At 33.2% G+C, this 22,903-nt stretch carries 23 protein-coding genes and 1 pseudogene; 5 read left to right on the top strand and 19 right to left on the bottom strand.

The genetic code is table 11. From position 1 onward, the window contains the following. Positions 1-28 precede the first annotated feature (28 nt). The 10 genes from BUB32_RS10950 to murB all read right to left on the bottom strand — a co-directional run bounded on the left by BUB32_RS10950 (position 29) and on the right by murB (position 10,915). On the bottom strand, positions 29-1,105 hold the full coding sequence (locus BUB32_RS10950; protein WP_072969410.1) for a 2-hydroxyacyl-CoA dehydratase: 1,077 nt from the start codon (positions 1,103-1,105) through the stop codon (positions 29-31). Then, positions 1,102-2,088, bottom strand: a complete 987-nt coding sequence (locus BUB32_RS10955) for an acyl-CoA dehydratase activase-related protein (RefSeq protein WP_072969411.1) — start codon at positions 2,086-2,088, stop codon at positions 1,102-1,104. The genes BUB32_RS10950 and BUB32_RS10955 overlap by 4 nt, the downstream gene beginning before the upstream one ends. Before the next feature lie 412 nt (positions 2,089-2,500). After that, positions 2,501-3,394: a sugar ABC transporter permease gene (locus BUB32_RS10960; protein WP_072969412.1), complete on the bottom strand. Its 894-nt coding sequence runs from the start codon at positions 3,392-3,394 to the stop codon at positions 2,501-2,503. 1 nt (position 3,395) lies between these two features. Next, positions 3,396-4,316: a carbohydrate ABC transporter permease gene (locus BUB32_RS10965; protein WP_072969413.1), complete on the bottom strand. Its 921-nt coding sequence runs from the start codon at positions 4,314-4,316 to the stop codon at positions 3,396-3,398. 46 nt (positions 4,317-4,362) lie between these two features. Continuing rightward, positions 4,363-5,607 carry a sugar ABC transporter substrate-binding protein gene (locus BUB32_RS10970; protein ID WP_072969414.1) on the bottom strand — a complete coding sequence of 415 codons (1,245 nt, stop codon included), beginning with the start codon at positions 5,605-5,607 and terminating at the stop codon, positions 4,363-4,365. A 55-nt stretch (positions 5,608-5,662) separates the two neighbouring features. Continuing rightward, a complete protein-coding gene (locus BUB32_RS10975; RefSeq protein WP_072969415.1) occupies positions 5,663-7,243 on the bottom strand; it encodes an alpha-amylase family glycosyl hydrolase in 1,581 nt (526 codons plus the stop codon). 184 nt (positions 7,244-7,427) lie between these two features. Continuing rightward, positions 7,428-8,402, bottom strand: a complete 975-nt coding sequence (locus BUB32_RS10980; RefSeq protein ID WP_072969416.1) for a gluconeogenesis factor YvcK family protein — start codon at positions 8,400-8,402, stop codon at positions 7,428-7,430. Position 8,403: 1 nt separating this feature from the next. Beyond that, on the bottom strand, positions 8,404-9,258 hold the full coding sequence (rapZ, locus tag BUB32_RS10985; RefSeq protein ID WP_072969417.1) for an RNase adapter RapZ: 855 nt from the start codon (positions 9,256-9,258) through the stop codon (positions 8,404-8,406). Between the two features lie 7 nt (positions 9,259-9,265). Next, positions 9,266-9,997: a PHP domain-containing protein gene (locus tag BUB32_RS10990; protein ID WP_072969418.1), complete on the bottom strand. Its 732-nt coding sequence runs from the start codon at positions 9,995-9,997 to the stop codon at positions 9,266-9,268. 12 nt (positions 9,998-10,009) lie between these two features. After that, positions 10,010-10,915: a UDP-N-acetylmuramate dehydrogenase gene (gene murB, locus BUB32_RS10995; RefSeq protein WP_072969419.1), complete on the bottom strand. Its 906-nt coding sequence runs from the start codon at positions 10,913-10,915 to the stop codon at positions 10,010-10,012. Between the two features lie 659 nt (positions 10,916-11,574). On the opposite strand from murB, the gene BUB32_RS11005 reads away from it, so the two are divergent. Next, a complete protein-coding gene (locus BUB32_RS11005; RefSeq protein WP_072969421.1) occupies positions 11,575-11,901 on the top strand; it encodes a YtrH family sporulation protein in 327 nt (108 codons plus the stop codon). Next, entirely contained in the window at positions 11,898-12,350 is a 453-nt protein-coding gene (locus tag BUB32_RS11010; RefSeq protein WP_072969422.1) for a sporulation membrane protein YtrI, read from the top strand. The genes BUB32_RS11005 and BUB32_RS11010 overlap by 4 nt, the downstream gene beginning before the upstream one ends. Positions 12,351-12,514: 164 nt before the next feature. Here the strand turns inward: BUB32_RS11010 and BUB32_RS11015 are convergent, their stop codons facing one another. From BUB32_RS11015 to BUB32_RS13150, 4 genes are all read right to left on the bottom strand, one after another. Then, positions 12,515-13,261, bottom strand: a complete 747-nt coding sequence (locus BUB32_RS11015; RefSeq protein WP_072969423.1) for a cysteine hydrolase family protein — start codon at positions 13,259-13,261, stop codon at positions 12,515-12,517. Positions 13,262-13,315: 54 nt separating this feature from the next. After that, positions 13,316-13,741, bottom strand: a complete 426-nt coding sequence (locus BUB32_RS11020; protein WP_072969424.1) for a PaaI family thioesterase — start codon at positions 13,739-13,741, stop codon at positions 13,316-13,318. A gap of 254 nt (positions 13,742-13,995) precedes the next feature. After that, complete coding sequence (locus tag BUB32_RS11025) at positions 13,996-14,544, bottom strand: undecaprenyl-diphosphatase (protein WP_072969425.1); 549 nt, start codon at positions 14,542-14,544, stop codon at positions 13,996-13,998. A gap of 105 nt (positions 14,545-14,649) precedes the next feature. Continuing rightward, positions 14,650-15,603, bottom strand: coding sequence for an HD-GYP domain-containing protein (locus BUB32_RS13150; RefSeq protein ID WP_234949279.1), 954 nt, complete (start codon positions 15,601-15,603; stop codon positions 14,650-14,652). 180 nt (positions 15,604-15,783) lie between these two features. Here BUB32_RS13150 and BUB32_RS11035 point away from each other — a divergent pair, with 180 nt between their 5' ends. From BUB32_RS11035 to BUB32_RS11045, 3 genes are all read left to right on the top strand, one after another. Beyond that, the gene (locus tag BUB32_RS11035) at positions 15,784-16,458 is read left to right on the top strand and encodes a heavy metal response regulator transcription factor (RefSeq protein WP_072969426.1); all 675 of its coding nucleotides are present in this window, start codon (positions 15,784-15,786) and stop codon (positions 16,456-16,458) included. A 1-nt stretch (position 16,459) separates the two neighbouring features. After that, positions 16,460-17,836: a HAMP domain-containing sensor histidine kinase gene (locus BUB32_RS11040; RefSeq protein WP_072969427.1), complete on the top strand. Its 1,377-nt coding sequence runs from the start codon at positions 16,460-16,462 to the stop codon at positions 17,834-17,836. A gap of 216 nt (positions 17,837-18,052) precedes the next feature. Continuing rightward, the gene (locus BUB32_RS11045; RefSeq protein ID WP_072969428.1) at positions 18,053-18,148 is read left to right on the top strand and encodes a DUF1540 domain-containing protein; all 96 of its coding nucleotides are present in this window, start codon (positions 18,053-18,055) and stop codon (positions 18,146-18,148) included. 131 nt (positions 18,149-18,279) lie between these two features. Here BUB32_RS11045 and BUB32_RS11050 read toward each other — a convergent pair whose 3' ends face one another. The 5 genes and pseudogenes from BUB32_RS11050 to BUB32_RS11070 all read right to left on the bottom strand — a co-directional run. Further along, the gene (locus tag BUB32_RS11050) at positions 18,280-18,432 is read right to left on the bottom strand and encodes a cation transporter (RefSeq protein ID WP_072969429.1); all 153 of its coding nucleotides are present in this window, start codon (positions 18,430-18,432) and stop codon (positions 18,280-18,282) included. A gap of 87 nt (positions 18,433-18,519) precedes the next feature. Beyond that, positions 18,520-19,155 (bottom strand): DedA family protein, encoded by a 636-nt coding sequence (locus tag BUB32_RS11055; protein ID WP_072969430.1) that lies wholly within the window; start codon positions 19,153-19,155, stop codon positions 18,520-18,522. Positions 19,156-19,256: 101 nt separating this feature from the next. Next, positions 19,257-19,613: a DUF134 domain-containing protein gene (locus BUB32_RS11060; protein WP_072969431.1), complete on the bottom strand. Its 357-nt coding sequence runs from the start codon at positions 19,611-19,613 to the stop codon at positions 19,257-19,259. Positions 19,614-19,680: 67 nt separating this feature from the next. Further along, positions 19,681-22,485: a PAS domain S-box protein gene (locus BUB32_RS11065; RefSeq protein WP_072969432.1), complete on the bottom strand. Its 2,805-nt coding sequence runs from the start codon at positions 22,483-22,485 to the stop codon at positions 19,681-19,683. Between the two features lie 168 nt (positions 22,486-22,653). Then, positions 22,654-22,903: pseudogene (locus BUB32_RS11070) on the bottom strand (UPF0236 family protein); the annotation flags it as partial.

Raw genomic sequence — 22,903 nt, forward strand, 5'->3', positions numbered from 1 at the left:
CGGAAAAATAAAAATTAAAAGGATGATTTCAGCAAACTATCTCCATCCTTTTTCTATAAAGTAGATCCACAAAAGCTTCCAAACGGGTTTGGTAACCTGCTTGCCCAGTGTTTTCATCATATACTAAAGACATCACTGGAATATTGTAATCCCGGCTAATTTTTGCAATTATTCCTTGAGCTACTATTTCAGGGGTGCAGGTAAAGGGAAGTATGTGAATCACACCATCATAATTTAGTTTAGCATATTTTACGGTATTTGCAACAGTATTAAGACCATGTCCTCCTATATCTCTTTCTAAATATCCTCTTGCGTTTTTCTTAAACTCCATCCTTTGAGGCAATTTAAAAGCGCTGTTAATTAAATAATCTGAAAGATATTCTGTTTTTGTAACTTCTACCCCTAATTCATTTAAAGATTTGCTGATATCCATATTAGTAAAGGGTTCTAATAGCATATAAATTTCTCCTACTAGTGCTACTTTAAGCTGTATTTTCCTCCGTACATTTGCATTTTCCTTTATTTTTTTCATAGCCTCTGATACTATTTCGTCCACTTCTTTACCATTTTGAGCTTTTTCTAGCTTTTTCATATATTCTTCATATATTTTTGTAGTTACACCTGGTTTATCTTCATGGGCTCTTAACTTTAATAAAAACTTTTCTAATTTATCAGCCGCTATCATTTTTTTCACTGCAAATACAAAAGATTTTAAAGCCGTTTTTCCATCTACATTAGGGAAATATGAAGCTAATTCTTTTAAAAAGTCTATTAACCTGCCATGGGGTGGATCAACAATTATCATTTTAAAGTCATAGCCCAAATCTTTTAATATCTCTCTTTGCACCTGACCGTAATACCCAAATCTGCAGGGCCCAATTCCACCTAACATTATAATCGTGTCTGCTCCCCTATCAAGAGCCTCAATAAAATTTCCGACATTGATTTTAAAGGGTAAACATGCAAATTCATGAGAATTTCTAACTCCTAATGTCAAGGTTTTATTAGTAGAAGGTGGTGGGTCTATCACTTCTACCCCGATTCCTTCAAACATCGTTTTTAAAATCATATTTAGAGAACCCATGTGGGGATAAGTAATTTTCATACCATCACCGCCTTTTTATTAAATCTTAAAAGGTCTGTAAAGGCCTCCAACCTCGTCATAATGCCAGCTTCTCCAGAATGTTCATCAATTGTAATCAACATAAAGGGTACCTCCTTCTCTCTTTTAAAAATCCTCTCCAACAGTTCTTCTGTCATAGAATTAGGTCCACATCCAAAAGCAGAAACCATAATTACCCCATCCACATTCTTTTGTTTTAAAAAATACAATCCCGCTCCCAAAATATCTCTTTCATAGTTCCAAAACATTTCTTTTGAAAGCATTGATGCTCCTTCTAATATTAGATCTTTGTGTAGCATTTCCATGGTATAAACTTGTGCTCCCATGTTTTTTAGCTTCTCAATAATCCCCATACTTATGTATTCATCCATAATATCATAAGGATGAGCAATGACTGCTATTTTAAGGTCATAATTACTTTCTTCTTTTACCAAATTCTTTCCTTCCCAAACTTTTAAAGCTTCTAAATTGGTAAGACCTTCTTTCAACAAACTCTCAAACTTTTTTTGTTGGTGGGTAGCCTCAAAATAGGCTTTTAAAGATTGGTCTTTAGTCTTCCCAAACATCCTACCAGCTTTTATAAATTCATTTTGAGTAAATTTATCATTTTTATAATAATTAATCTCAATATCTATAATAGGGGGTAAATCATGAATTAAACTTTTTATAAAATCTGGAAGTCCTAAAAATTTTGAACAAAGGTATTTTTTTCTTTCTACACTTACAATCCTCGGAATAAATATATAATCAACATCTTTTTCTTTTAAATTTATCACATGTCCTACATAAGTTTTAACAGGAAGACAAGCATCTTCAACACAGTTTTTTACTCCTTCATCAAGAATTTTTTTATTTGTATCCTGGGAAACCACTACTTTTGCTCCCACACCTTCAAAAAAAGTCTTCCACATTGGATAAAAATCGTAATATAAAAGTCCTTTGGGTATTCCTACAGTCTTGCTCATTTTTGACCTCCTTTAAAAGCAAATACATATTTATTTTTGCCATAAGTTTTTATTTATATACAAAAATAAAAATACCGGAAATAATCCGGTATTTCAGACTGTAGACAAACTTTCGTAAAGGAGATATTTTGCATAAGAAGCGACTTGTGACAAAGCGGTAACAAAACTTAGCAAGACCGAGGGTGGAGGCAGGGCCGAAGCCATGGATGGCGAAGGCGGGCACCTTAAGGCAAGGAGGCCGATTGTGCCCGGTACCCTGCCAGAGCCCGAAGGTCGAGCTTTAGTTTTGTCGCTTTGGAACATCGGAGCGACGATGCAAAATATCTCCTTTGAATATTTTTTAACTTTGTCAACAAACTGAAATACCGGAAATAATCCGGTATTTACAAATTGTTCCATGTGTAACAATTTTTTATCCTTTTACTGCACCTGCTGCAAGGCCAGCTTGCAAATACCTTTGCAATACCATAAAGAGTATTACAAGAGGCAAGGATGCCATAACAGAGGCTGCTGCAAATTGAGTCCAGTGGGCCGAAAATTGGTTTTGAATAAACCTTTGAAGCCCTAACGCTATTGTATAATTTTCAGGTGACTTTAATACCGCACTGGACAAAATAAATTCACTGTATACTCCCATAAAGCTAAATAAGAATATAACTACAAGCATGGGAATCGCCAAAGGAAGAATTATTTTCACGAAAATTTGCCAGTGTGTAGCTCCATCAACTAAAGCAGCTTCGTCCAACTCTTTTGGAAGACTGTCAATATAACCTTTTAAAAGCCATATACTAAAAGCGCTGCTACCTGCCATCACTAGCATAAGGGCATAGAGATTATCCAGAAGATTTAATTTTGCCATTATACCAAATATAGCAGGTAACGCCATAAATGTAGGAAACATCTGCATTATCAAAAGAGTCTTTAACCCATTTTTTCTTCCTACAAATTTCATTCTACTAAAAGCATAAGCTGATGTAGCAGTCAAAAATAATTGAATAGTTGCCACACCAATACTCAAAATCATACTATTTTTTACCCAAAGTAAAAAATTGGTTTTTTTGAGTACGTCTATATAATTTTGAAATGTCATATGCTGTGGAAAAATAGAGCCTGAGAAAAAAGCATCTCCCGACGCCATAGAGGCTCCTACTACCCAGGCCACAGGAAACATCATTATTGCAATTACAGCCCATATAATAAGTCGGCTAATCCAAAGAGATACTTTTTCATGAGGTTTTAATTTTTCCCTGTAATAAATCTTTTTAGTCGTTTTTTTGTCACCAATTTTAGCACTTGCATATTCCACCTTAATCCACCTCCTCAAAAGCATGAGTCATCTTCATATTAATAAGACTCAATGTTCCAATTATCAAGAATATAATTATAGACAAAGCTGCCGCCAAATCATACCTATTAAATTGCATTGTCATTTTATAAGCTGAACTTACAAGCAAATCAGTATGACCTGCAAAAGAAGTATCTGTTCTTGGAGGTCCTCCTCCTGTAATTAAAAACGCTGCGCCAAAATTGTTGAAATTATAAGCAAAAGATGAAATAATAAGTGGCAAAGTGGAAGATGTCAGCATTGGTACTGTTATCATTCTAAACTTTTGAAACCATGTAGCACCATCAATATCTGCAACTTCATAAAGTTCAGGTGGAATAGCCTGCAAAGCTCCTAATGAAGCGTTCATCATAAAAGGATAACCCATCCACACACTGACAATTATAATCGCAACCCTTGCCCAAAAAGGATCAAGAAGCCATGGTATCATAGGAAGATGCAACTTCTGTAGTATCAGATTTATACCACCGTACTGCTGATTTAAAAGTCCTGTCCATGTAAGAGCAGCAATCGTACCAGGAAGACCCCAGGGAATAATTAATATTGCTCTATATAAATTTGTTTCCCACATATTTTTGTTATTCAAAATAACCGCTAAAAGAAGACCAATAATATAACTCAGTAATGTAGCTGAGAGAGCAAAAATAACTGTCCATACAAATACAGGTGCAAAGACTGTCTTAAAAGGCCCTGATAATATATCAATAAAGTTTTTAAATCCTACAAATTGATAGTTATTAAAGTGATATAGATTAAAATTTGTAAAAGCAATATAAATAGTATACAAAATAGGTGCAAAACTTAATACAGTCATAGATAGTATAGCAGGGGACAAATACGCATAAGGTCTTAATTTATCCCGCATAGTTTTGTTTGTTTTCATTTAGCAACCTCCTTCTCTAAAAAAAGGGGCTAAAAGCCCCTTTCTGTTATTGCTGAGTTGCAATACCTTGCTTGATTTGATTTACCATATCATCAGCAGCTTTGTCAACTGGAACCTTTCCAGATGTAATAAGCTGTAATGTATTTCCTGCAGGACCCCATACAGCAGCCATTTGAGGTATATTAGGCATTGGAATAGCATGTGTAGCTTGCTGAGCAAATGCATTTAAAATCTCATTATTCTTAACTTCTGGGTTATCTAAGAGAGATTTAATAACTGGTATTCTGTTACCTGTTTCAAATAGTGGCAATCCTGTATTTTCAGCAAGATACTTCATTAAATCCCATGCTTCTTGTTGATGTTTTGACTTTGCACTTACAAAAGCAGCTTGCACACCTGCAAAGGAAGGCATTGGCTTACCATCAACAGTTGGCAGAGGAGCAACTTTAAATGGAACATTAGCTTTCTTAAATCCATCAACATCCCATGGACCACTTATATACAAACCAGTTTTCCCACTTTGGAAATTACCTTTAGCCATATCTCCATTTATATCTGCAGGCATAAACTTATATTTTTGCACAAAATCTTTTAGAAGCTCTAAACCTTTTTTCGCACCTGCGTTGTTAAGTCCTATATCATTTGGATCAAGTCCACCACCTGTATCCTTAAATACATACCCGCCGTATGCAGCAATAAATGCAAAGCTAAAATAGAAGTTATTTATATCATATTGGAATCCTACTTGCTTTCCTAGATTAATCAAATCATCTAACGTAGCTGGAGGCGTTTTAACTTTCTCTGTATTGTAGAAAAGTGCATAAGTCTCCATAGAAATTGGCACTGCATACATTTTACCATCGTAGGATACTGCACTTATGCTCATTGGAACATAGTCGTCTTTGTTTATAACTCCCTCTGGTACTTCAGCTAAAAGTCCTGCCTTCTGGAAAGTACCCAAGTTATCATGTGGTAAACCAAACATAATATCTGGGCCCTTACCACTTTGAGCAGCTGTTGAGAAAGCTTGGAAGTCACTCTGGTCTGCCAAAACTTTTACTTTGTTACCAGTTTGCTCTGCCCACTTATTTGCAATCTCTTGAACCTTTGCAATTTCAGGATCTGTTAAGTGGGACCATACTACAAGTTCTACAGGCTCTTTCTTTTGTTCTGTCTGACCTTGTGATGGAGTATTTTCACTTGTCTTGCTGCCACCACAACCCGTTAAAGCAGCTGACAAAACGAATACCATCACAGTCAGTAATGCAATTATTTTTGTGTACTTCTTCATACAAATCCTCCTCTTAATTTTAATTTTATTATAATTTTGGGAAAATCCCAAAATCTTATTTCACTCTTACATTAGTCCATATACTGACACTGTCTTTAGGTAAAGTTATACTTAAAATGTCGTTTTCACTATTTCCTCTTTCAACTTTTAAATTGCTTCCTTTTAATAAACCCCTTAAATAATCACTGTATTTGCCTTTTCGAAGAGAAGTCTCTATATTTTTTACAGTAGTCTCTTCTCCTTTATTTATTGCAACTACAACTATATCTTTGCCATATTGCCTCTCATAAATATAAACATCATTACTAACATATCTTGCTATTGTCTTACCATACTGTAATGCCGGTGTAACCTTACGCAAATTTGACAGTTCTTTAATTAAAACATAAGCCTTAGTATTCTCATCAAACTTTTCCATCATTGGCCTATTGTAAGGGTCATTTCCGCCATTTGTGTCATTATGCAAATACTGCTCTGTCCCATAATATATAGCTGGTATTCCGCGAGATGTCATTATAAAAGCAATAGCTTCGTGCAATTTGTCCTTATCATCATTGACTGATAAAAACCTCGGCATATCGTGATTGTCTAGAAAAGTAACCAACTTATAAGGATTATCATAATCTTTATTTGTCTCTTCAATAGTATCATTCAATCTGTCAAAACCATAATCTTTTTCAAAAACATCTTTTATTGCACTGTTAAGCATAAAATCCAACACAGAAAAACCACTTGTATTAGCAAATTGAATATTATAACCGTACAAAGGATCAGTTGGACCGTTTAACATCCACTCGCCAAAAAGAATAGCATCTTTATTAACGCCGTATATGGTATCAGCAAAACTTTTTACCCATTCCATAGGCATATGCTTTGCTGCATCTAGCCTTACCCCATCAATTCCATGGCTAAACCATAACTTGATAGAATCCTTTAAATACTTGTCAACAATAGGATTACTTTGATCAAGGTCTGCAAGGTCAAACAAATTTTTATCCTGCAAGTCCTTTAAATTATTCCAGTTGGTAATTCCACCATTATGATGAAAAAGTTTATTGACATCATTGCTATAAGTTCCTAATAATTTACCATCGTCATAAAGTGCACCGTTTTCAGCAAAGTCAGGATTGTTTTCATCTGCAGGACTTGTATGATTTGGAGCAAAATCTAGTATAACTTTTATTCCATTAGCATGAGCAGTCTTTACAAAATTGTCAAAGTCCTCCCATGAACCAAAATGTTCTTCTACTCTTTTAAAGTCCCTTGCCCAATATCCGTGATAAGGTGCATTTATTTCGCCATTATATATTGCTGGTTTGTTGATGTTGTCTACAACAGGAGAAATCCAAATAGCTGTTACTCCCATCCCTTTTATATAAGGAATTTTTTCTGTCAAACCTTTTAAATCTCCACCCCAATACATCCTCCAATTGGTATAAGTTGGATCAAACATACCTTTACTTATTTTTGGATCATCATTAGACTTATCCCCATTGTAAAACCTATCTATCATAACCTGATATATTACATCTGACTTAGGAGTAATATTAGAACTGGTATCTTTACTACCGCAACTGGTCAGCAATAAAGAAAAGAATAAAATTATTGCCGCAAATAGTTTTACATTCTTTCTCATCACTTTCCCCCTTACAAATAATTGCTAATATATTACAGCAATCGCTTTCTTGAAATGTATTTTTTAAAAGCGCCCAATTGCAACAGTGTTGCAATCGCTTGCGCTTGCTTTCAATATTATTGTATATCTTACTTTAACAAATGTCAATATGTTTTTTTGTACAACATAGACTAAAATTCGTCGTTTACTTAAGCAGGCTTACAATTACTTCTGCAAGCTTTTGCTCATCGTGCCTTATAAATTCATTTTTTAAAGCTACTAAATTTTCTTCTACCACTTTAATTCCCATACTTTCTAACTGATTTTTATCGTATTCAACAGGTTGTGACATGTCTTTTATATAGCGCTCCATATAATCATGGGGAATTTCGCCATTGTTGACAATAATGTAATCTAGAGATTTAAGCCCATGTTCAAAAAGAGCCTTCACATGGTCACAAGCAGTATAGCCCAAAGTCTCTCCTGGCTGTGTCATGATATTGCAAACATAAACTTTAACCGCTCTGGAAGCTTCAATGGCGTCACCCACTCCATCTACCAAAAGATTAGGGATTACACTCGTATATAAACTTCCGGGACCCAATACAATGACATCAGCATTTAATATATCCACTAGCACTTCTTCAAAAGGCTCTGCATGAGAAGGTTCAATATATATCCTTTTTATATTACTGTTTTCTTTTTGCTGTACAACAGGAATTTGCGATTCCCCTTTGATGATAATTCCATTTTCAAGCTCTGCTACAAGCCTTACATCATCAAGAGTTACAGGAATAACTTTCCCTGATACAGCAAGCACATCACTCATCTTTTTTACAGCTTCTTCAAAATTTTTAGAAATGCCTATCATGGCTGCCAAAAACAAATTCCCAAAATTTTGCCCTTTTAGCATTCCCTCAGTAAACCTGTACTGCAAAAGTTGTTCCATTGTAGGCTCTGTGTTTGCTAAAGCCAGTATACAATTTCGGATATCTCCAGGCGGCAGTATACCTAAATCCTGTCTTAGGATTCCTGACCCACCGCCATCATCTGCTACTGTAACTACCGCAGTAATATTGGTTGTATAAAGCTTTAATCCTCTTAGCATGGTAGAAAGCCCTGTACCTCCGCCAATAGCAACAATACGAGGCCCCCCTTTAGTATTATTCTTTGTAAACATATTACTCCTCTCCTATATCTCTATGGTGCAAAATAACAGAATAATCTTCTTTTTTTAGAAACTCAAAAAGGGCATTTGCAATAGTAACAGACCTATGTTTTCCTCCTGTGCATCCAATAGCTATAACGAGTTGAGATTTCCCTTCTCTTATATAATATGGGATTAAAAATTTAATCATGTCCCCTAATTTCTTTAAAAACTCCTTTGCTTCATCCCATTTCATCACGTACTCTTTTACCTTATCATCATTTCCTGTTAAAGGTCTTAATTCTTCAATATAAAAAGGATTAGGCAAAAACCTCACATCAAATACAAGGTCAGCATCAAGAGGTATTCCGTATTTATATCCAAAAGACATAATATCTATTATGATTCCTTTAAACTTTTTCCCTTTTAAAAAGATATTAGACAATTCCTCTTTTAACTGAGAAGATGTTAAATTAGAAGTATCTATTATGCTATTGGCAATTTTCCTTATTTCTGCAAGTCTCTTTCTTTCCTCATTTATTCCATCAACTATTCTACCTTCTTCAGAAAGAGGATGTTTTCTTCTGGTTTCTTTAAACCTCTTTATCAAAACCTCATCAGAAGCTTCCAAAAAAACTATTTCATAATCGTAGTTATTTTTTTTTAAAAATTCAAGGCTAGAGTAGATGTCCTCAAAAAACTGACCACCTCTTAAATCCATACCAAGGGCTACCTTATCAACATTTTTTGAGTGATAAAAAAGGTCAGCAAGTTTTGGAAGGAGAGCAGGCGGAAAATTGTCTATACAAAAAAAGCCCATATCCTCCATAGCCTTCAATGCTTGTGTTTTTCCAGCACCAGAAAGGCCTGTTATTATTACAAACCTCATAAAAATATCACCCCTTTGCGTTTATTATATCTTCTTCTGTTAGTCCCGCCTCTTTTGCAATTTCTATTCCTCTTTCAAAGTTTCCTACTCTAAAAGGTGTATGTGCATCGCTGTTTATTGCAAATTTGCATCCCTCTTTTTTAGCTATCTTTACATATTCAACTGTCATATAACCGTGACTTGAATTAATTTCAAGAGATGTCCCTCTCTCTTTTGCTGCTTTTGCAATCTTTTGTGTATCAATATCTACTTTAGCTCCCGGATGTGTTATTATGTCTATTTTGTATTTCTTTATTGCATTGATCATTGCATCAGTATTTTTTTCTCTCATCTCTTCCCTCAAGGAAATAGAATATTTACTTGCCATGTTCTTACCAAAAAGCTGTAAAGCACTTCTAAAGTTTCTAGGTATAACTCCTTCATGGTATCCCATAAGCAAAATATCTAGATATTTCATAAGTTCATCTGGAACATCAATATCTCCTTCTAAGCTGATTAAATTAGCTTCTACTCCCATCAGCACTTTAATTTGAGGATATTTTTCATTAATCTTATCTATTTCTTCTCTCATTTTTTTAAAATCCCCTTTTCTTAAGCCATAAAATACATGAGCTGGCCCATGGTCAGTAATTGCAATCTCATCAAGCCCAATTTCTATCGCCCTTTTTACGTTATCTTCTATTGTACCTTTTCCATGACTGTATACCGTATGAGTGTGATAATCAGCAAAAATTTTCATTTGTCAAATCACCTATTTCTCTCCTATTATTTTTATTTCTGGTACAAGTTCCACTCCAAACTTTTCTTTTACTACTTTTTGTATATGCTCAATCAAATTTAAAACATCGTAAAAAGTTGCATTGCCAGTATTTATAATAAATCCCGAATGTTTTTCAGAAACTTTAGCTCCTCCAATTGAATAACCTTTCAGTCCTGCCTCTTCAATCAATTTTCCAGCATAATATCCAGGAGGCCTTTTAAAAGTACTTCCGGCACTTGGATACTCTAAAGGCTGTCTTTCCCTTCTTTTTGCATTTAGTTCCTCCATTTTGCTTTTTATATCTTCGTATTTTCCTTTTGTTAAACTAAGCCATCCTCTTAAAACAATCCAATCCTTTTCCTGAATAATACTATGTCTATAGGAAAATTTCATTTCTTCGTTTGACAAAATCAATATACTGCCTTCTCCATCTAAAACCTCTACCTTTTCTACCACGTCCTTCATTTCAGGCCCATAAGCCCCTGCGTTCATAACTATTGCTCCACCTAAAGTGCCAGGAATCCCGCTAGCAAATTCGAATCCTGCAAGTTCATGTACAAGTGCCACATTGGCGATATAGGAAAGAGGCGCTCCTGCTTCAGCTATTATCCTATTACTTTCTACGATTACATTCCTCAAAGAGGATAATTTTATTACAACTCCTCTAATACCCTTTTCACTTACTAATAGATTAGTGCCATTTCCCAATATAAAAAAGGGGATTTTTTCTCCTTTCAACAAAGATATGATTTCTAATAATTCTTTACGATTATTTGGTACAACTAACAAATCTGCAGGTCCACCTATTTTAAAAGAAGTGTGTCTTTTCATGGGCTCGTTTAAATACAATTTCCCTTCTTTTAAAATATCTTTCAATTTGTCAACTATCTCAATCACTGTACCACTCCTCAAAATTTAAAGTTTAACTACCCCATCTATAGTCTATCTATAACATATTGTTTTCATTCCAAAATGAAACTTTACATGCAATTTTATAATATCACTTTTTTTTCACAAAATAAATAGAGGGGATAACCCCTCCTTTATGCATTGTAACAAACTTTAAATCTTTTGCTTATGCAACCTTCCGAATCATACATGCTCACAACAGCTGTACACTTTTTTATTTTTATCTCGCAATTGCAATCCCTGCAAAAATATAGGTTATTCCCTATTTTGCCCACATTGGTACTTTTGCAATTTGGGCATTCCACAGCAATCACCTCTTCATCAGCTGCTTACACTCTAAAACTATCAAAAGGAAACATTACACCTCCTGTAATTAGTTTTATTCCAGTCTAAGCAGCTTTTGATTTGTGCATTAAATGATCTTAAAATTTTGAATATTTTATGCACCCGTTAAGATTTTTTCAATTCCAATTTTTATTATACCACAAGGAAAGAAATCGAATATAGCTTGAAATTTCTTTATATCTTCTAATATTTTGAATTTTTCCTTATATTTATTCGTTATTTCTCCCTTTAACAAAAAAAATATCCGTTTTTCTATGCTTTTTGCTAAAATATAGCGCATATAATTATATGAGGTGGTCCACATGATCTTTAAAGTTATAAAGGTATTTTCCATTCCTTTTTTCACTTCAATGGGGGTTGTCATAGGCGGAACACTTATTGGTGCTTTATCTTCTATTTTTACTTCAGATTCTCCCATCAAAGTCATAAACATGATATTAAAAGATATACGCTTATGGGCAATATTAATAGGCCTTGGAGGTTCCTTTTCTGCTATAAGAGGTTTTGAAGTGGGTCTTAAAGGTGAATTTACACAACTTATAAAACAAGGCTTAATAATTTTAGGGGCATTTCTGGGATCTTATGCAGGGTTTAAAATTATTTCTTTTATTGTTGGTGATTTAAAGTGAGAAATCTTCATATTTATATTAGCATCTTCATTCTTGGCTTTATCATTGGAAGTTCTATCATCAACGCAATAAACGGAGTTAAAATCGAAAAGTTAATTTTTGAAAAAGAAGCCTACAAGCTTAAAACGCTTGAACTTAATGAAAAAATATCAAAACTTAACGAAACACTAAAGGCCAGACCTCAAAGAGCAGTTACAGAAATAATAGTTCATATAAATACAGAAGACAATAAATTAGCGATTGAAATAGAAAAATACACAAAAGAAAAATTAAGCAGTCTCTACGGCAAAGACGTAGAAAAAATAGACCCTCTATTAATAAAAAACATTTTTGATGGTAGAATTTTAACAATTGAAAACAAAAAACTAATGTTAAAAGTCAAATTTATTGTAGTAAATACTACCCTCGAAATCTATTTAGACATTGAGGAAAAAGTACCCTTAGAATAAACAGACATAAAATTGTTTGCCTTACATTTCTAAGTCTCTCTTTATTCTCGCAACAATAGAATCGGCAGCTTCAAATTCCATATTTATACATTTTTCTGCCTGGTCAAATCTATACCAGTGTATATTATCGACATTAGGTTTTAAAAAATCTCTTTGGAATTTTCTTACTCCTCAAGAAGCTCTTTTACAACTTCTATACCGTTTAATTTCATGTGATACAAAAACATGGTATGTATCAAATTACCATCATGAGGCATTATCTTGAGGGACTCGGCAGTTTTTACAGATGTATCATAAGTTTCAACGCAATTTTCCGGTACAATTACATTTACTTTAAGATTATTGGCATTTGCAATCATTTTTATAGACATAGCCGTCTGGTAAACGCATAAGTCAGTGCAATCTCCTACAACAATAAAAGTAGATTTTCCTTCCTTTATCATTTCAATAACTTTCTTCAAAAACTCATTCCCGCCTTCTAATTCCCCACCAAAAAACACATTTAATGAATTTTTCTCTACAATCACAGGTTCTCCTTCAATTATTTCTTTTAATTCGTCAACAATTTCACCCTCATAGGTACCTTTTACACAGTGAGGAGGAAATTCTCCAAATTCAACTGCATCTGAAGGATGAGCGTCATTTAAAAAGAACACATTTTTTATCCCCATTCTGTAGCAGACCTTTAACAAATTCTTTATAGGTTCTATTATGCCTGCCACTCTTGGACTAGCTAATGGACCGCTTTTACAAAAACCGTTTAGCATATCCACAACCAAAACTGAAACCCTATCCTCTCCACCAGCATTGTATATTACACTGCTCAAGCTTTTTTCTTCCAAGTTACTATAAAAATCAAAAAGGTAATTTAAAAAGGGTCTAGTGTTATACAAAAAGCTATCAAAATTCATAAAAAATTACCCCCTCTAATCAACTCTTTTGCCAAAATTATACCACAAAAATACTTAATCCAGTACATTGAAAAAAGTTTCTCTTGCCACAGCTAAAAGCCTCCCCTCTTCTGTGTAAGCTTCACAAACTGCAACAGTAGTTTTATTGCCAGCATGTACTATTTTTCCAATCGCCTTTACTTTGTCAACCAAATTTGCAGGTGAAACATAATTTATATTCATTTCAAGAGTCACCACTTGCTTTCCAACTGTGCGAGCTGCCATACCCATTGTAATATCCATCAAAGAAAAAAGCACACCTCCATGAGCAATGCCAAGAGGATTTAAGTGTTTTTCTTCAATTTCCATTTTTGTAACAGCATAACCCTTCCCTAATTCTGCTACATGTACCCCTATTAATTGATGAAAATTAGTACTCTTATTTATTTTTAAAAGTTCTTCAAAAAGTTTTTCATCTATTCCACCATTTATTGCTTTCACCTTCCCGCCCTCCTCATAAGTAGTTGTTATTATTATACCATAAAAACACAGGACTTTTCATGTGTAGACTGTTGACAAACTTTCGAAAAGGAGATATTTTGCAATCGGTGCGACTTGTGAAAAAGCGGCCCGGCACTCAAGTAAGAAAGTTTATAAAGCAAAAATAGAAAAAACAAGCATACTTACTTGAGTGCCGGGAAACTTAGCAAGACCGAAAGTGGAGGCAGGGACGAAGCCAAGGACTTTTCCTGTGTTTATGCAAATATTTCATGCCATATTTTTATAATATACCCTTCAACAGGACTAAGTATTCCTTCAAGTCCTCTTAAAATTTTACTGCTTATAAATCCTATTATAAAGCCGGCTATGATATCCAGTGGATAATGTACTCCCACATATATTCTTGCAAATAAAAGTAATAGAGTTAAAACCATCATTATACTGCCAATAATTTTGTCATACATAAGCTCTGTAAAAGATAAAGCAGAACCTCCTGATGCATGGTCACTCGGAAAAGAAGCATCTGCAGGATGTTTTACCAAAAGATTGACTTTGTGATGCACAAAAGGTCTGGGTTCAAAATAGACGGTAGAAATTATTAAATTTAAACCTAGTGCAATAATAGCTGCAAAAAAGGCGTTCATAGAAGTTTTTTTACCCTTATCACCGCCTATAAACCACTGAACCAACATAAGCATCCCATACAAAATTGGAGAATACACAGCAATAAAAGTCATAATCTTGTCCAAAAAAATATTATGGCCTGCTAAGCCATTTATCATGTGAAAAAGTGTCAAATTCATATTTCTTCACCTCACAAAATATTATAGAGGTGAAGTCTTAAAGGAAAATTAGATTTTCATTAAAAACAAATTAAAAAATTAAATTGATTATGTATTAATGTTAAATTAATAGTCAATACCTAAATCTTCTATTACAGATATAAACGCATCAACAATTTTAGGATCAAACTGTGTTCCCGCATTTTTCTTCAATTCTTCAATAGCTTGAGCCATTGTAAATGAATCTCTGTAAGGCCTTTTAGAAGTCATGGCATCAAAAGCATCAGCCACGGCTATTATTCGTGAACCCAAAGGTATCTTCTCACCTTTTAATCCATCAGGATATCCTTTGCCATCATATTTTTCGTGATGATGACGTATTATCTTTGCGATATTTTCCATAGCCTTCATCTTATTTATAATCTCATAACTCATAACCGGATGATCCATTATTTCAGCAAATTCTTGATCTGTAAGTTTTCCTGGTTTGTTTAACACCTCATCTCTTATGCCAATTTTCCCTATGTCATGAAGTTTTGCTGCCGTGATTATATCTTCCGCTTCTTTCCCTTCAATTCCTATTTTATAAACAATTTGTGTTACAAGTTTACAAACCCTTTGAGAATGTCCTTGTGTATACACATCCTTTGCTTCTAACGCAGAAATCAATGCATTTTCCATGTCTTTTAGATTTTCATTTGTTTCCATTATTAAATCTCTAAGTCTCTCTGCCTGCAATTTAAAGTAACTGATAGATATAGATACAAAATAATACACTGGAACAGATATCAGAAAAGTTATAAATAGTATATAAGATTTTTCAGTTAAATATATTTCTAAAAACTCTCCTATACTTATTAGCGTAGGAATAATTAAGCTGCGTTTCAAATCATACATTAGAGCAGAAATTACAAGAGGAATATACAAAAGTCGCGTATAGGCGTAAAAATATATAGTGTTTATGTTTCGGGAAGTATAAAATATAATTCCAATCATTATAAGTAACAATATAAAAATTAAAATGTCTGTAAATTTTTTGTTTTTTAAAAGGCAAAAAATTTTACTTTTAAATCTCTCCATAACTCTCCTCTCCTCTGAAATTACAAAAAATTTGCTTTTTCGTCAATTTTCTTGCTTATTCTACTAATATTGTATATTTATAAATTTTTATTGTCAACAATCGACTATAGTCAAATTTTAATGAATTTTTAACACTAGTTTGATATAATAAACTAAGAATTGTAAAGGGGTGGAAAACTTATGAGAATTCTCATTGTAGATGATGAAGAAAATTTAGTAAATGCTTTATATAAAGCTTTAAAAGAAGAAGGATATAGTGTAGATATTGCACAAGATGGTTTAGAAGGGTTAGAATATGCCAAAATGAATGTCTATGATGTAATAATTTTAGACATAATGCTTCCAGGAATGGATGGCATTAAAATTTTAGAGAATTTAAGAAATGAAGGTATTAACACTCCTATACTGATGCTTACAGCGAAAGATGCTACAGAAGATAAAGTAAAAGGTCTTGATACAGGAGCTGACGATTACATGACAAAACCTTTTGAGTTATGTGAGTTAATGGCAAGAATTCGCGCCCTTTTAAGGAGAGAAGCTCCTACTAAAAGCCCTATTTTAAAGGTTGCCGATTTAGAATTAAATACTTTGACACGCCAAGTCAAAAGAGGAGACAAAGAAATAACTCTCACAAGCAAAGAATTTGCCCTTTTAGAATATATGATGAGAAATGCAGGGAGAGTTTTAACCCGCACCCAAATAGCCGACCATATATGGGACTATGAATTTGACGGCTTTTCCAATATTATCGACGTATACATACGCTATCTCAGAAAAAAAATTGACGATGATTTTGAAAACAAACTCATTCATACGATAAGAGGTAGCGGATATTGTTTAAAGGAGTCTAAGTAAAATGAAAAAAATTTATTTTCCATTAAAACTAAAATTGACATTATGGTATGTGCTGCTATTAACTATTGTAATAACAATATTTAGTGTCGTAACCTATTTAAGTCTGGAAAAAATGATAATTATAAATGAAGATACAATACTTAAAACACAAGTTCAACAAATATCATCAGTACTTGATATAGAAAATGGAAAAATTAAATCTGGCGATGAACCTTTTTATGCCAACACAGATTTTTACGGAGCTCTTTATTCTTATCCAGACCTAAAACTAATAGAATCCAATATTCCTTCAAAAATTCTTAGCCAATATACTACAAACACTGATTTCATAGGCAAATACCAAACTGTTACATCACCTGAAGGAAAGCTTAGGATGTATTCTGCTCCTGTATATTATGACAGTAAAATAATGGGAATAATTGTAATAGCTCAATCGTTAAATTTAATGGATATAGCAATGAAAAATCTGTTTGGCATCTTCACCATTATAATTCCAATTTTAATTGGTATCGCAATTTTAGGCGGGATTATTATTTCAAACAAAGCATTAAAACCAATTAGTCACATGACTAAAGTTGCAAGAGAAATAAGTGTTGGTGACCTATCTAAAAGACTTAACCTACCTTACACTAATGACGAAATAGGAAATCTTGCCCAAACCTTTGACATGATGATTGAAAAGCTTGAAAACTCTTTTAAAAGGCAAAAACAATTTACCCATGACGCCTCCCATGAACTTAGAACTCCTATTGCTGTAATACAAACCCAAGCAGAATCAGCATTAAATGGCACAGGCACAAAGGAAGAATATAAAAAAGCTTTACAAGTAATACTTGAGGAAGCAAAACACATGTCAAAACTTGTTCACGATTTATTATTCCTTGCTAGAAGTGACTCTAATGCAGAAAAATTGACTATAGAAAATTTAAATTTCAGCGAATTAATAGAAGGAATTGTAAATGAACTTGCCCCTCTTGCTGAAAATAATGGCTTAACATTAAAAATTATAAAAAATGATTCTTCCTACATTAGGGGAGATCAAACAAGAATAATTCAACTTTTTTACAACTTAATAGACAATGCCATCAAATATACACCAGCTGGTGGAAAAGTAGAGATAAGTGTAGAAAATTCAGGAAAATTTATTAAAACCTCTATCAAAGATACAGGAATAGGAATACCTGAAGAGCATCTACCCCATATTTTTGAAAGGTTCTATAGAGTTGACAAAGCAAGGACAAGAAAAAGCGGAGGAAGTGGATTAGGGCTTTCTATCTGCCAGTGGATTATAAACGCCCACGGCGGAAAAATCCAAGTCGAAAGCTGTGAAGGCAAAGGAACGACTTTTGTAGTATGGCTTCCTACCTTAAAAAAATGAGTTTGGACAATTCCAAACTCATGCCCTAAACCTTCTCAATCTTAAAGCATTTGTTACAACTGACACTGAGCTAAATGCCATTGCCCCTCCTGCTATAGCTGGAGTTAAAAGGCCCATCACAGCAAATGGTATGCCGATTGTATTGTATAAAAAAGCCCAGAATAAATTTTGATTGTAGTTAAATATTCAGTAAATACTTGTATTTACTGGAAATATATGAAATGTCATGCTCCATCAATTGAAATAAATTCAAAAGTAATGTCTGCAAAAACTAGTGCAGAAACAGAATGCACAACATTTAAACCAAGATAACGCAAAAAAAGCATTGATATTTCATTCAATGCTTTTCTTTCATTTAAATTTTTTAAAGTATTACACTTCATATCCTGTATCAATAATTGCTTTTTTCATATCATCTGCAGAAACTTTAGCAGGATCATATGTTACCGTTCATTACCTTTGTCAAGGTCAACAACAGCTTTCGATACCCCATTTAATTTCTTTAGTGCAGTTTCGACAGAAATTTTGCAATGATTGCATGACATTCCTTTAACATTTATAACGATAGTCTCACCTTTAGTTCCAAACAGGCCCATAATCCATCTTCCCCTTTTATAAAATTTAAAATATATTAAATAAATATTATATCCAAGCAGCACACATTTTATCAAAAACTTCCTGCATCAACGTTTTCTCCTTTTTAAAAAGCTTATAATTGCGGGTATTAACGATATGACAATTATCGCAATTGTCACCAATCCAAAATGGTCTCTCACTATTTGCAAATTCCCAAAATAGTACCCACCTAAGGTAAAAAGTAAAACCCACAGCGTTCCTCCTAATGCATTGTAAAACAAAAACTTAAAATACCTCATTTCTCCAATCCCTGCTACAAAGGGTACAAAAGTTCTAATAATTGGTATAAACCTTCCTATAACAATAGTAATAGAACCATACTTTTCATAAAAATTACGAGCTTCTATCAGATGCTCTTTTTTTATCAATTTTAATTTTTCTCTTTCATAAATCTTTTCTCCAACAAATTTCCCTATATGATAGTTTACCGTATCTCCCAATATGGCAGCAGATGCTAAAAGTATAATCACATAAAATACATTTAAACTGCCAATTGCCGCAAATGTCCCTGCAGCAAAAAGAAGAGAATCTCCAGGCAAAAAAGGCGTCACCACAAAGCCTGTCTCAAAGAAAATAATAAAAAACAAAATGCTGTAAGTCCATGTACCATAAGTTTGAATAACACTGCCTAAATACTTATCAAGATGCAATACAATATCAATTAAGTTTTTTATAAGGTCCATCTACTCCATCCTTTCATATATACAGTAATTCTAATTCACAGCATTAATTATACTATATATATGAAAGGTTTTGTAAAAATATATGAAAATTTAATAGAATTTTAATCTTCTCCACCCCAGTGTCCATGCCTATGGCGCATACCTCTATAACCTCTTTGTTCTTCTTCATAAACTCTGTAATTTCCACCTTCCACTCTTATCGCTTTACCATTAACTAAAGCATCCGCTACTTTTTGTCTAGCTGAATTGATTATTCTAAAAAAGGTGGGTCTCGAAACCTTCATCATATCAGCACATTCTTCTTGCTCTAAACCTTCCAAATCCTTAAGCCTTATAGCCTCTAATTCCTCTACTGTTAGTATAACTTCATCTAACATAGACATAGGCACACCTACTGGTTTAAAATGAGTTACATTTGGTTCACTTCTAACCCATCTGCATTTTGGAGGTCTTGGCATTTTATCACACCCTATTGTTTAATAAATGACGATTACTTTAATATTTTATACTTTTTAAAGAAAAATATCAATCCTTCATAAAAGCTAAAAACTTTTCAACAAGAATAGGGTCAAATTGTATCCCCGCCATCTTTTCAATCTCTTTTAGCGCTTGCTCTTTAGAAAGCCCCTTCCATTCTTTATCTATCATCTGCACGTAAGCATCTACTATAGCCAAAATTCTACATTCGTAAGGAATATCCTCGCCTTTTACAGCAAGTGGATAACCTTGTCCATTCCACCATTCATGATGCATTAAAATCATATCCGCAAGATGAGCTAAATCAGGAGAAGACATGGCAATTCTATAGCCTATTTCACAATGTTTTTGAAATTCCAATTTTTCTTCTTCATTTAAGTTGTCCACCTTATCTAGTATTTTATCTGAAATTCCTATCATTCCAATATCATGAAACTCAGCCAGAAGCTCTAAATTTTTTATCCGCACTCGAGAAAGTTTTAAATATTCAGCAAAATTCACTAAAATTTCTTTGACTGCCTTCAGATGCTTTTGTAGTTTAGGCTGGCGTATTTCAAACATCTTTAAGATAGAATCTAATACTTTTCTATAACTGCTTCTTTTATGAAATAGTTTCTCTCTGTACATGTTATTATCTGCTTCTTTAAAAACTTCCTCAATTTTTTTAAAACTATTATTCTTCACTGCATAGCCTATTGACATACTTAAGGGTATGTTTTCTTTTTCAAAGGCAAATTTACTATTTTCAACCATTTTTCTTATTCTATCAACCGCTTTTTCTACAACCTCAATGCTAGCGTTAGGCAGTATTATAGCAAATTCATCTCCTCCTATTCGGGCGATAATATCCTGTCCTCTAAAACATTTTCCTAGTACATCCGCCGCCGTTTTTAACAGCATGTCTCCTGCCTTATGCCCCATCGTATCATTGACAAGTTTTAGACCGTCTACATCGCATATTATGATTCCTGTGGGTATAACATTGTTTTTCTCTATAAATGTCATTTTCTCTTCAAAAAAGTTCCTGTTGTAAAGCCCCGTTAATATATCATGAGTGCCCAAGTGTTCAAGCCTATCTTGTGTTAACTTCCTTTCTGTTATATCTCTTATTATCATCATAATAAGCTTTTCATTTTCAAACTCAACTTTTGCAACATTGGCCTCCACATAAAACTTGCTACCGTCTTTTCTCTTATGTTGTAAGTTCAGCAAGACACCACTTTCATCTCCCACATCTAACAATTGAGTCAACTCCTCTTTCTCACAATCACAAAGCTCAAAAATATCCATCTTTAAAAGTTCTTCCATTTCATAGCCATAAGCCTTTATTGCAGCTTTATTCACCTCTATAATCTTACCATCTTCATATTTTGCAAATAAAATTATGTCATTTATATCGTCAAAAAGAAGTTTATATCTTCTTAAAATTTGTTCAGCTTTTTTATTCTCTGTTATATCGTGAGAGATAAAAGATATACCAATGTATCTCCCTAATTCATCTTTTAAAGCTGCAATTGAAACCAACACATTTATGAGTTTCCCATCTTTTCTAACCCTTATTCCCTCATAACTTTTTACATCTTCTCCTTTTAACAATCTTTCTAAAATGTTTCTTATCTTTTCTCTTTCAAAATCAGGAATCACCATATATATGCTATTGCCTATTATTTCCTCCGCCTTGTAACCGTATATTTTTTCGCACCCTTTATTCCACGTCTGGATAATTCCATTAAAGTCAAAAGTCCCAATACCTTCTTCTGAAGATTCTACAATAAATTCATACTGCTTTAATAATTTTTCATATTTTCTTTTGTCACTTATATCTCTAAAAACCATAACTGTACCAATAATATTACCTTGTGAATCTTTTATTGGAGAAGCAGAATCTGCAATTGATATAATCTCCCCATTTTTTGATATTAAAGCTGTATGATTTGCAAGACCTGTAGTATTACCAGTTTTTAAAACTTTTTCTATTGGAACTTCTGCCTTCTCTTTTGTATCTTCATTGATTATGTTAAAAACCTCATCAATTTTCTTACCTAATACTTCTTCTTCTTTATACCCTATAAGCCTTTCTGCAGTAGAATTCATAAACTCTATATTGCCGTTTGCATCCGTAGCAATAACTCCGTCTCCAATGCTCCGCAATGTAGTTTGAAGCCATTCTTTTTCTCTATTCAAAGATTCCATAAGTTCTTCTTGTTTGTTAAAGATAATGGCTAACATACTGTTTGCAATTTCATAAAAATGCATTAGTAAAACAATCGCTAATGTAATTTTTAAGGAATACAAAAGGTCAAAATCAACTAAATAATTTATTAAATTAAAGTGTTTCACTATGGGATATGTACATTCACGAATGCCTATTAAAACAAGTAATATTCCTATGATTAAACCAGAAATCACTTTTGAGACTTTGAAATTTTTAAATATCAATGTACCAGCAAATATACTCACAACTCCTAAAAAAACATACATTGGAATCACAGCTATATAATTACTGATTCCTAAAATTTTATTTACTGAATACCACCCTAAACTTAATGAAATAATCCATAGACCCTTTTGCAAAAAATTTACTTCAAAAAAAGATTGAAAACCATAAGTAAACAGTATAGAACTCGTTACAAGCAAACCATATACTATCACCTGTGTCAAAAATGTATTAGACAAATCTCCATATTCTATTGCATATTCTATAGCGTATCTTATTAAATCAAGCCCCCATGCACTTCCCCAAAATAAAATATACTTTTCTTTTTCTGCATTATGTACTATTAAATAAAATACACCTAATATCAGTAAAATTAATACTTGGTAATTTAGAGTAAAATGTATATTATTAAACATCTTATTCCCTCTCTCCCTAGAGAAACAAATGTTTCTAAATACATTATAAATCCATTTTCAATTTATGTCTATCAGCAAATTTAGTTTGATAGTGTCAAGATACTGTAGGATATTTTTAAGACAACCCCTGTAACTTACTTAATTCAGGGCTTCGTCTTATCATGTTCTTTATATGACTTGCGCGTATTTTATTGCTCTTAAAATCCTATATATTGGCGTTACTTTCCCTATATTCAAAACTGTAATATTATTTATCTTTTCATTTGTAGACGTTTTAATTCTCCTTACCGCCTCTTTTATTTGCTTCTTCGTTAATTTGTAACTTTCTGCATTTATATTCTCTCTCTTACCCCATTCTATTTCTCTTAGATCTCCTCCATTCTTGCTGAATACTCTTAATTTCGCCATTAACTTTAAT

Source organism: Thermoanaerobacter uzonensis DSM 18761 (assembly GCF_900129115.1).
GTDB lineage: Bacteria > Bacillota > Thermoanaerobacteria > Thermoanaerobacterales > Thermoanaerobacteraceae > Thermoanaerobacter > Thermoanaerobacter uzonensis.

Bases quoted from the DNA above. Each gene is read 5' to 3' on its own strand.
- BUB32_RS10950 (WP_072969410.1), bottom strand. From the start codon at position 1,105: ATGAAAATTACTTATCCCCACATGGGTTCTCTAAATATGATTTTAAAA.
- BUB32_RS10955 (WP_072969411.1), bottom strand. From the start codon at position 2,088: ATGAGCAAGACTGTAGGAATACCCAAAGGACTTTTATATTACGATTTT.
- BUB32_RS10965 (WP_072969413.1), bottom strand. From the start codon at position 4,316: ATGAAAACAAACAAAACTATGCGGGATAAATTAAGACCTTATGCGTAT.
- BUB32_RS10970 (WP_072969414.1), bottom strand. From the start codon at position 5,607: ATGAAGAAGTACACAAAAATAATTGCATTACTGACTGTGATGGTATTC.
- BUB32_RS10975 (WP_072969415.1), bottom strand. From the start codon at position 7,243: ATGAGAAAGAATGTAAAACTATTTGCGGCAATAATTTTATTCTTTTCT.
- BUB32_RS10980 (WP_072969416.1), bottom strand. From the start codon at position 8,402: ATGTTTACAAAGAATAATACTAAAGGGGGGCCTCGTATTGTTGCTATT.
- rapZ (WP_072969417.1), bottom strand. From the start codon at position 9,258: ATGAGGTTTGTAATAATAACAGGCCTTTCTGGTGCTGGAAAAACACAA.
- BUB32_RS10990 (WP_072969418.1), bottom strand. From the start codon at position 9,997: ATGAAAATTTTTGCTGATTATCACACTCATACGGTATACAGTCATGGA.
- BUB32_RS11005 (WP_072969421.1), top strand. From the start codon at position 11,575: ATGATCTTTAAAGTTATAAAGGTATTTTCCATTCCTTTTTTCACTTCA.
- BUB32_RS11015 (WP_072969423.1), bottom strand. From the start codon at position 13,261: ATGAATTTTGATAGCTTTTTGTATAACACTAGACCCTTTTTAAATTAC.
- BUB32_RS11025 (WP_072969425.1), bottom strand. From the start codon at position 14,544: ATGAATTTGACACTTTTTCACATGATAAATGGCTTAGCAGGCCATAAT.
- BUB32_RS13150 (WP_234949279.1), bottom strand. From the start codon at position 15,603: ATGGAGAGATTTAAAAGTAAAATTTTTTGCCTTTTAAAAAACAAAAAA.
- BUB32_RS11035 (WP_072969426.1), top strand. From the start codon at position 15,784: ATGAGAATTCTCATTGTAGATGATGAAGAAAATTTAGTAAATGCTTTA.
- BUB32_RS11040 (WP_072969427.1), top strand. From the start codon at position 16,460: ATGAAAAAAATTTATTTTCCATTAAAACTAAAATTGACATTATGGTAT.
- BUB32_RS11045 (WP_072969428.1), top strand. From the start codon at position 18,053: ATGAAATGTCATGCTCCATCAATTGAAATAAATTCAAAAGTAATGTCT.
- BUB32_RS11050 (WP_072969429.1), bottom strand. From the start codon at position 18,432: ATGGGCCTGTTTGGAACTAAAGGTGAGACTATCGTTATAAATGTTAAA.
- BUB32_RS11055 (WP_072969430.1), bottom strand. From the start codon at position 19,155: ATGGACCTTATAAAAAACTTAATTGATATTGTATTGCATCTTGATAAG.
- BUB32_RS11060 (WP_072969431.1), bottom strand. From the start codon at position 19,613: ATGCCAAGACCTCCAAAATGCAGATGGGTTAGAAGTGAACCAAATGTA.
- BUB32_RS11065 (WP_072969432.1), bottom strand. From the start codon at position 22,485: ATGTTTAATAATATACATTTTACTCTAAATTACCAAGTATTAATTTTA.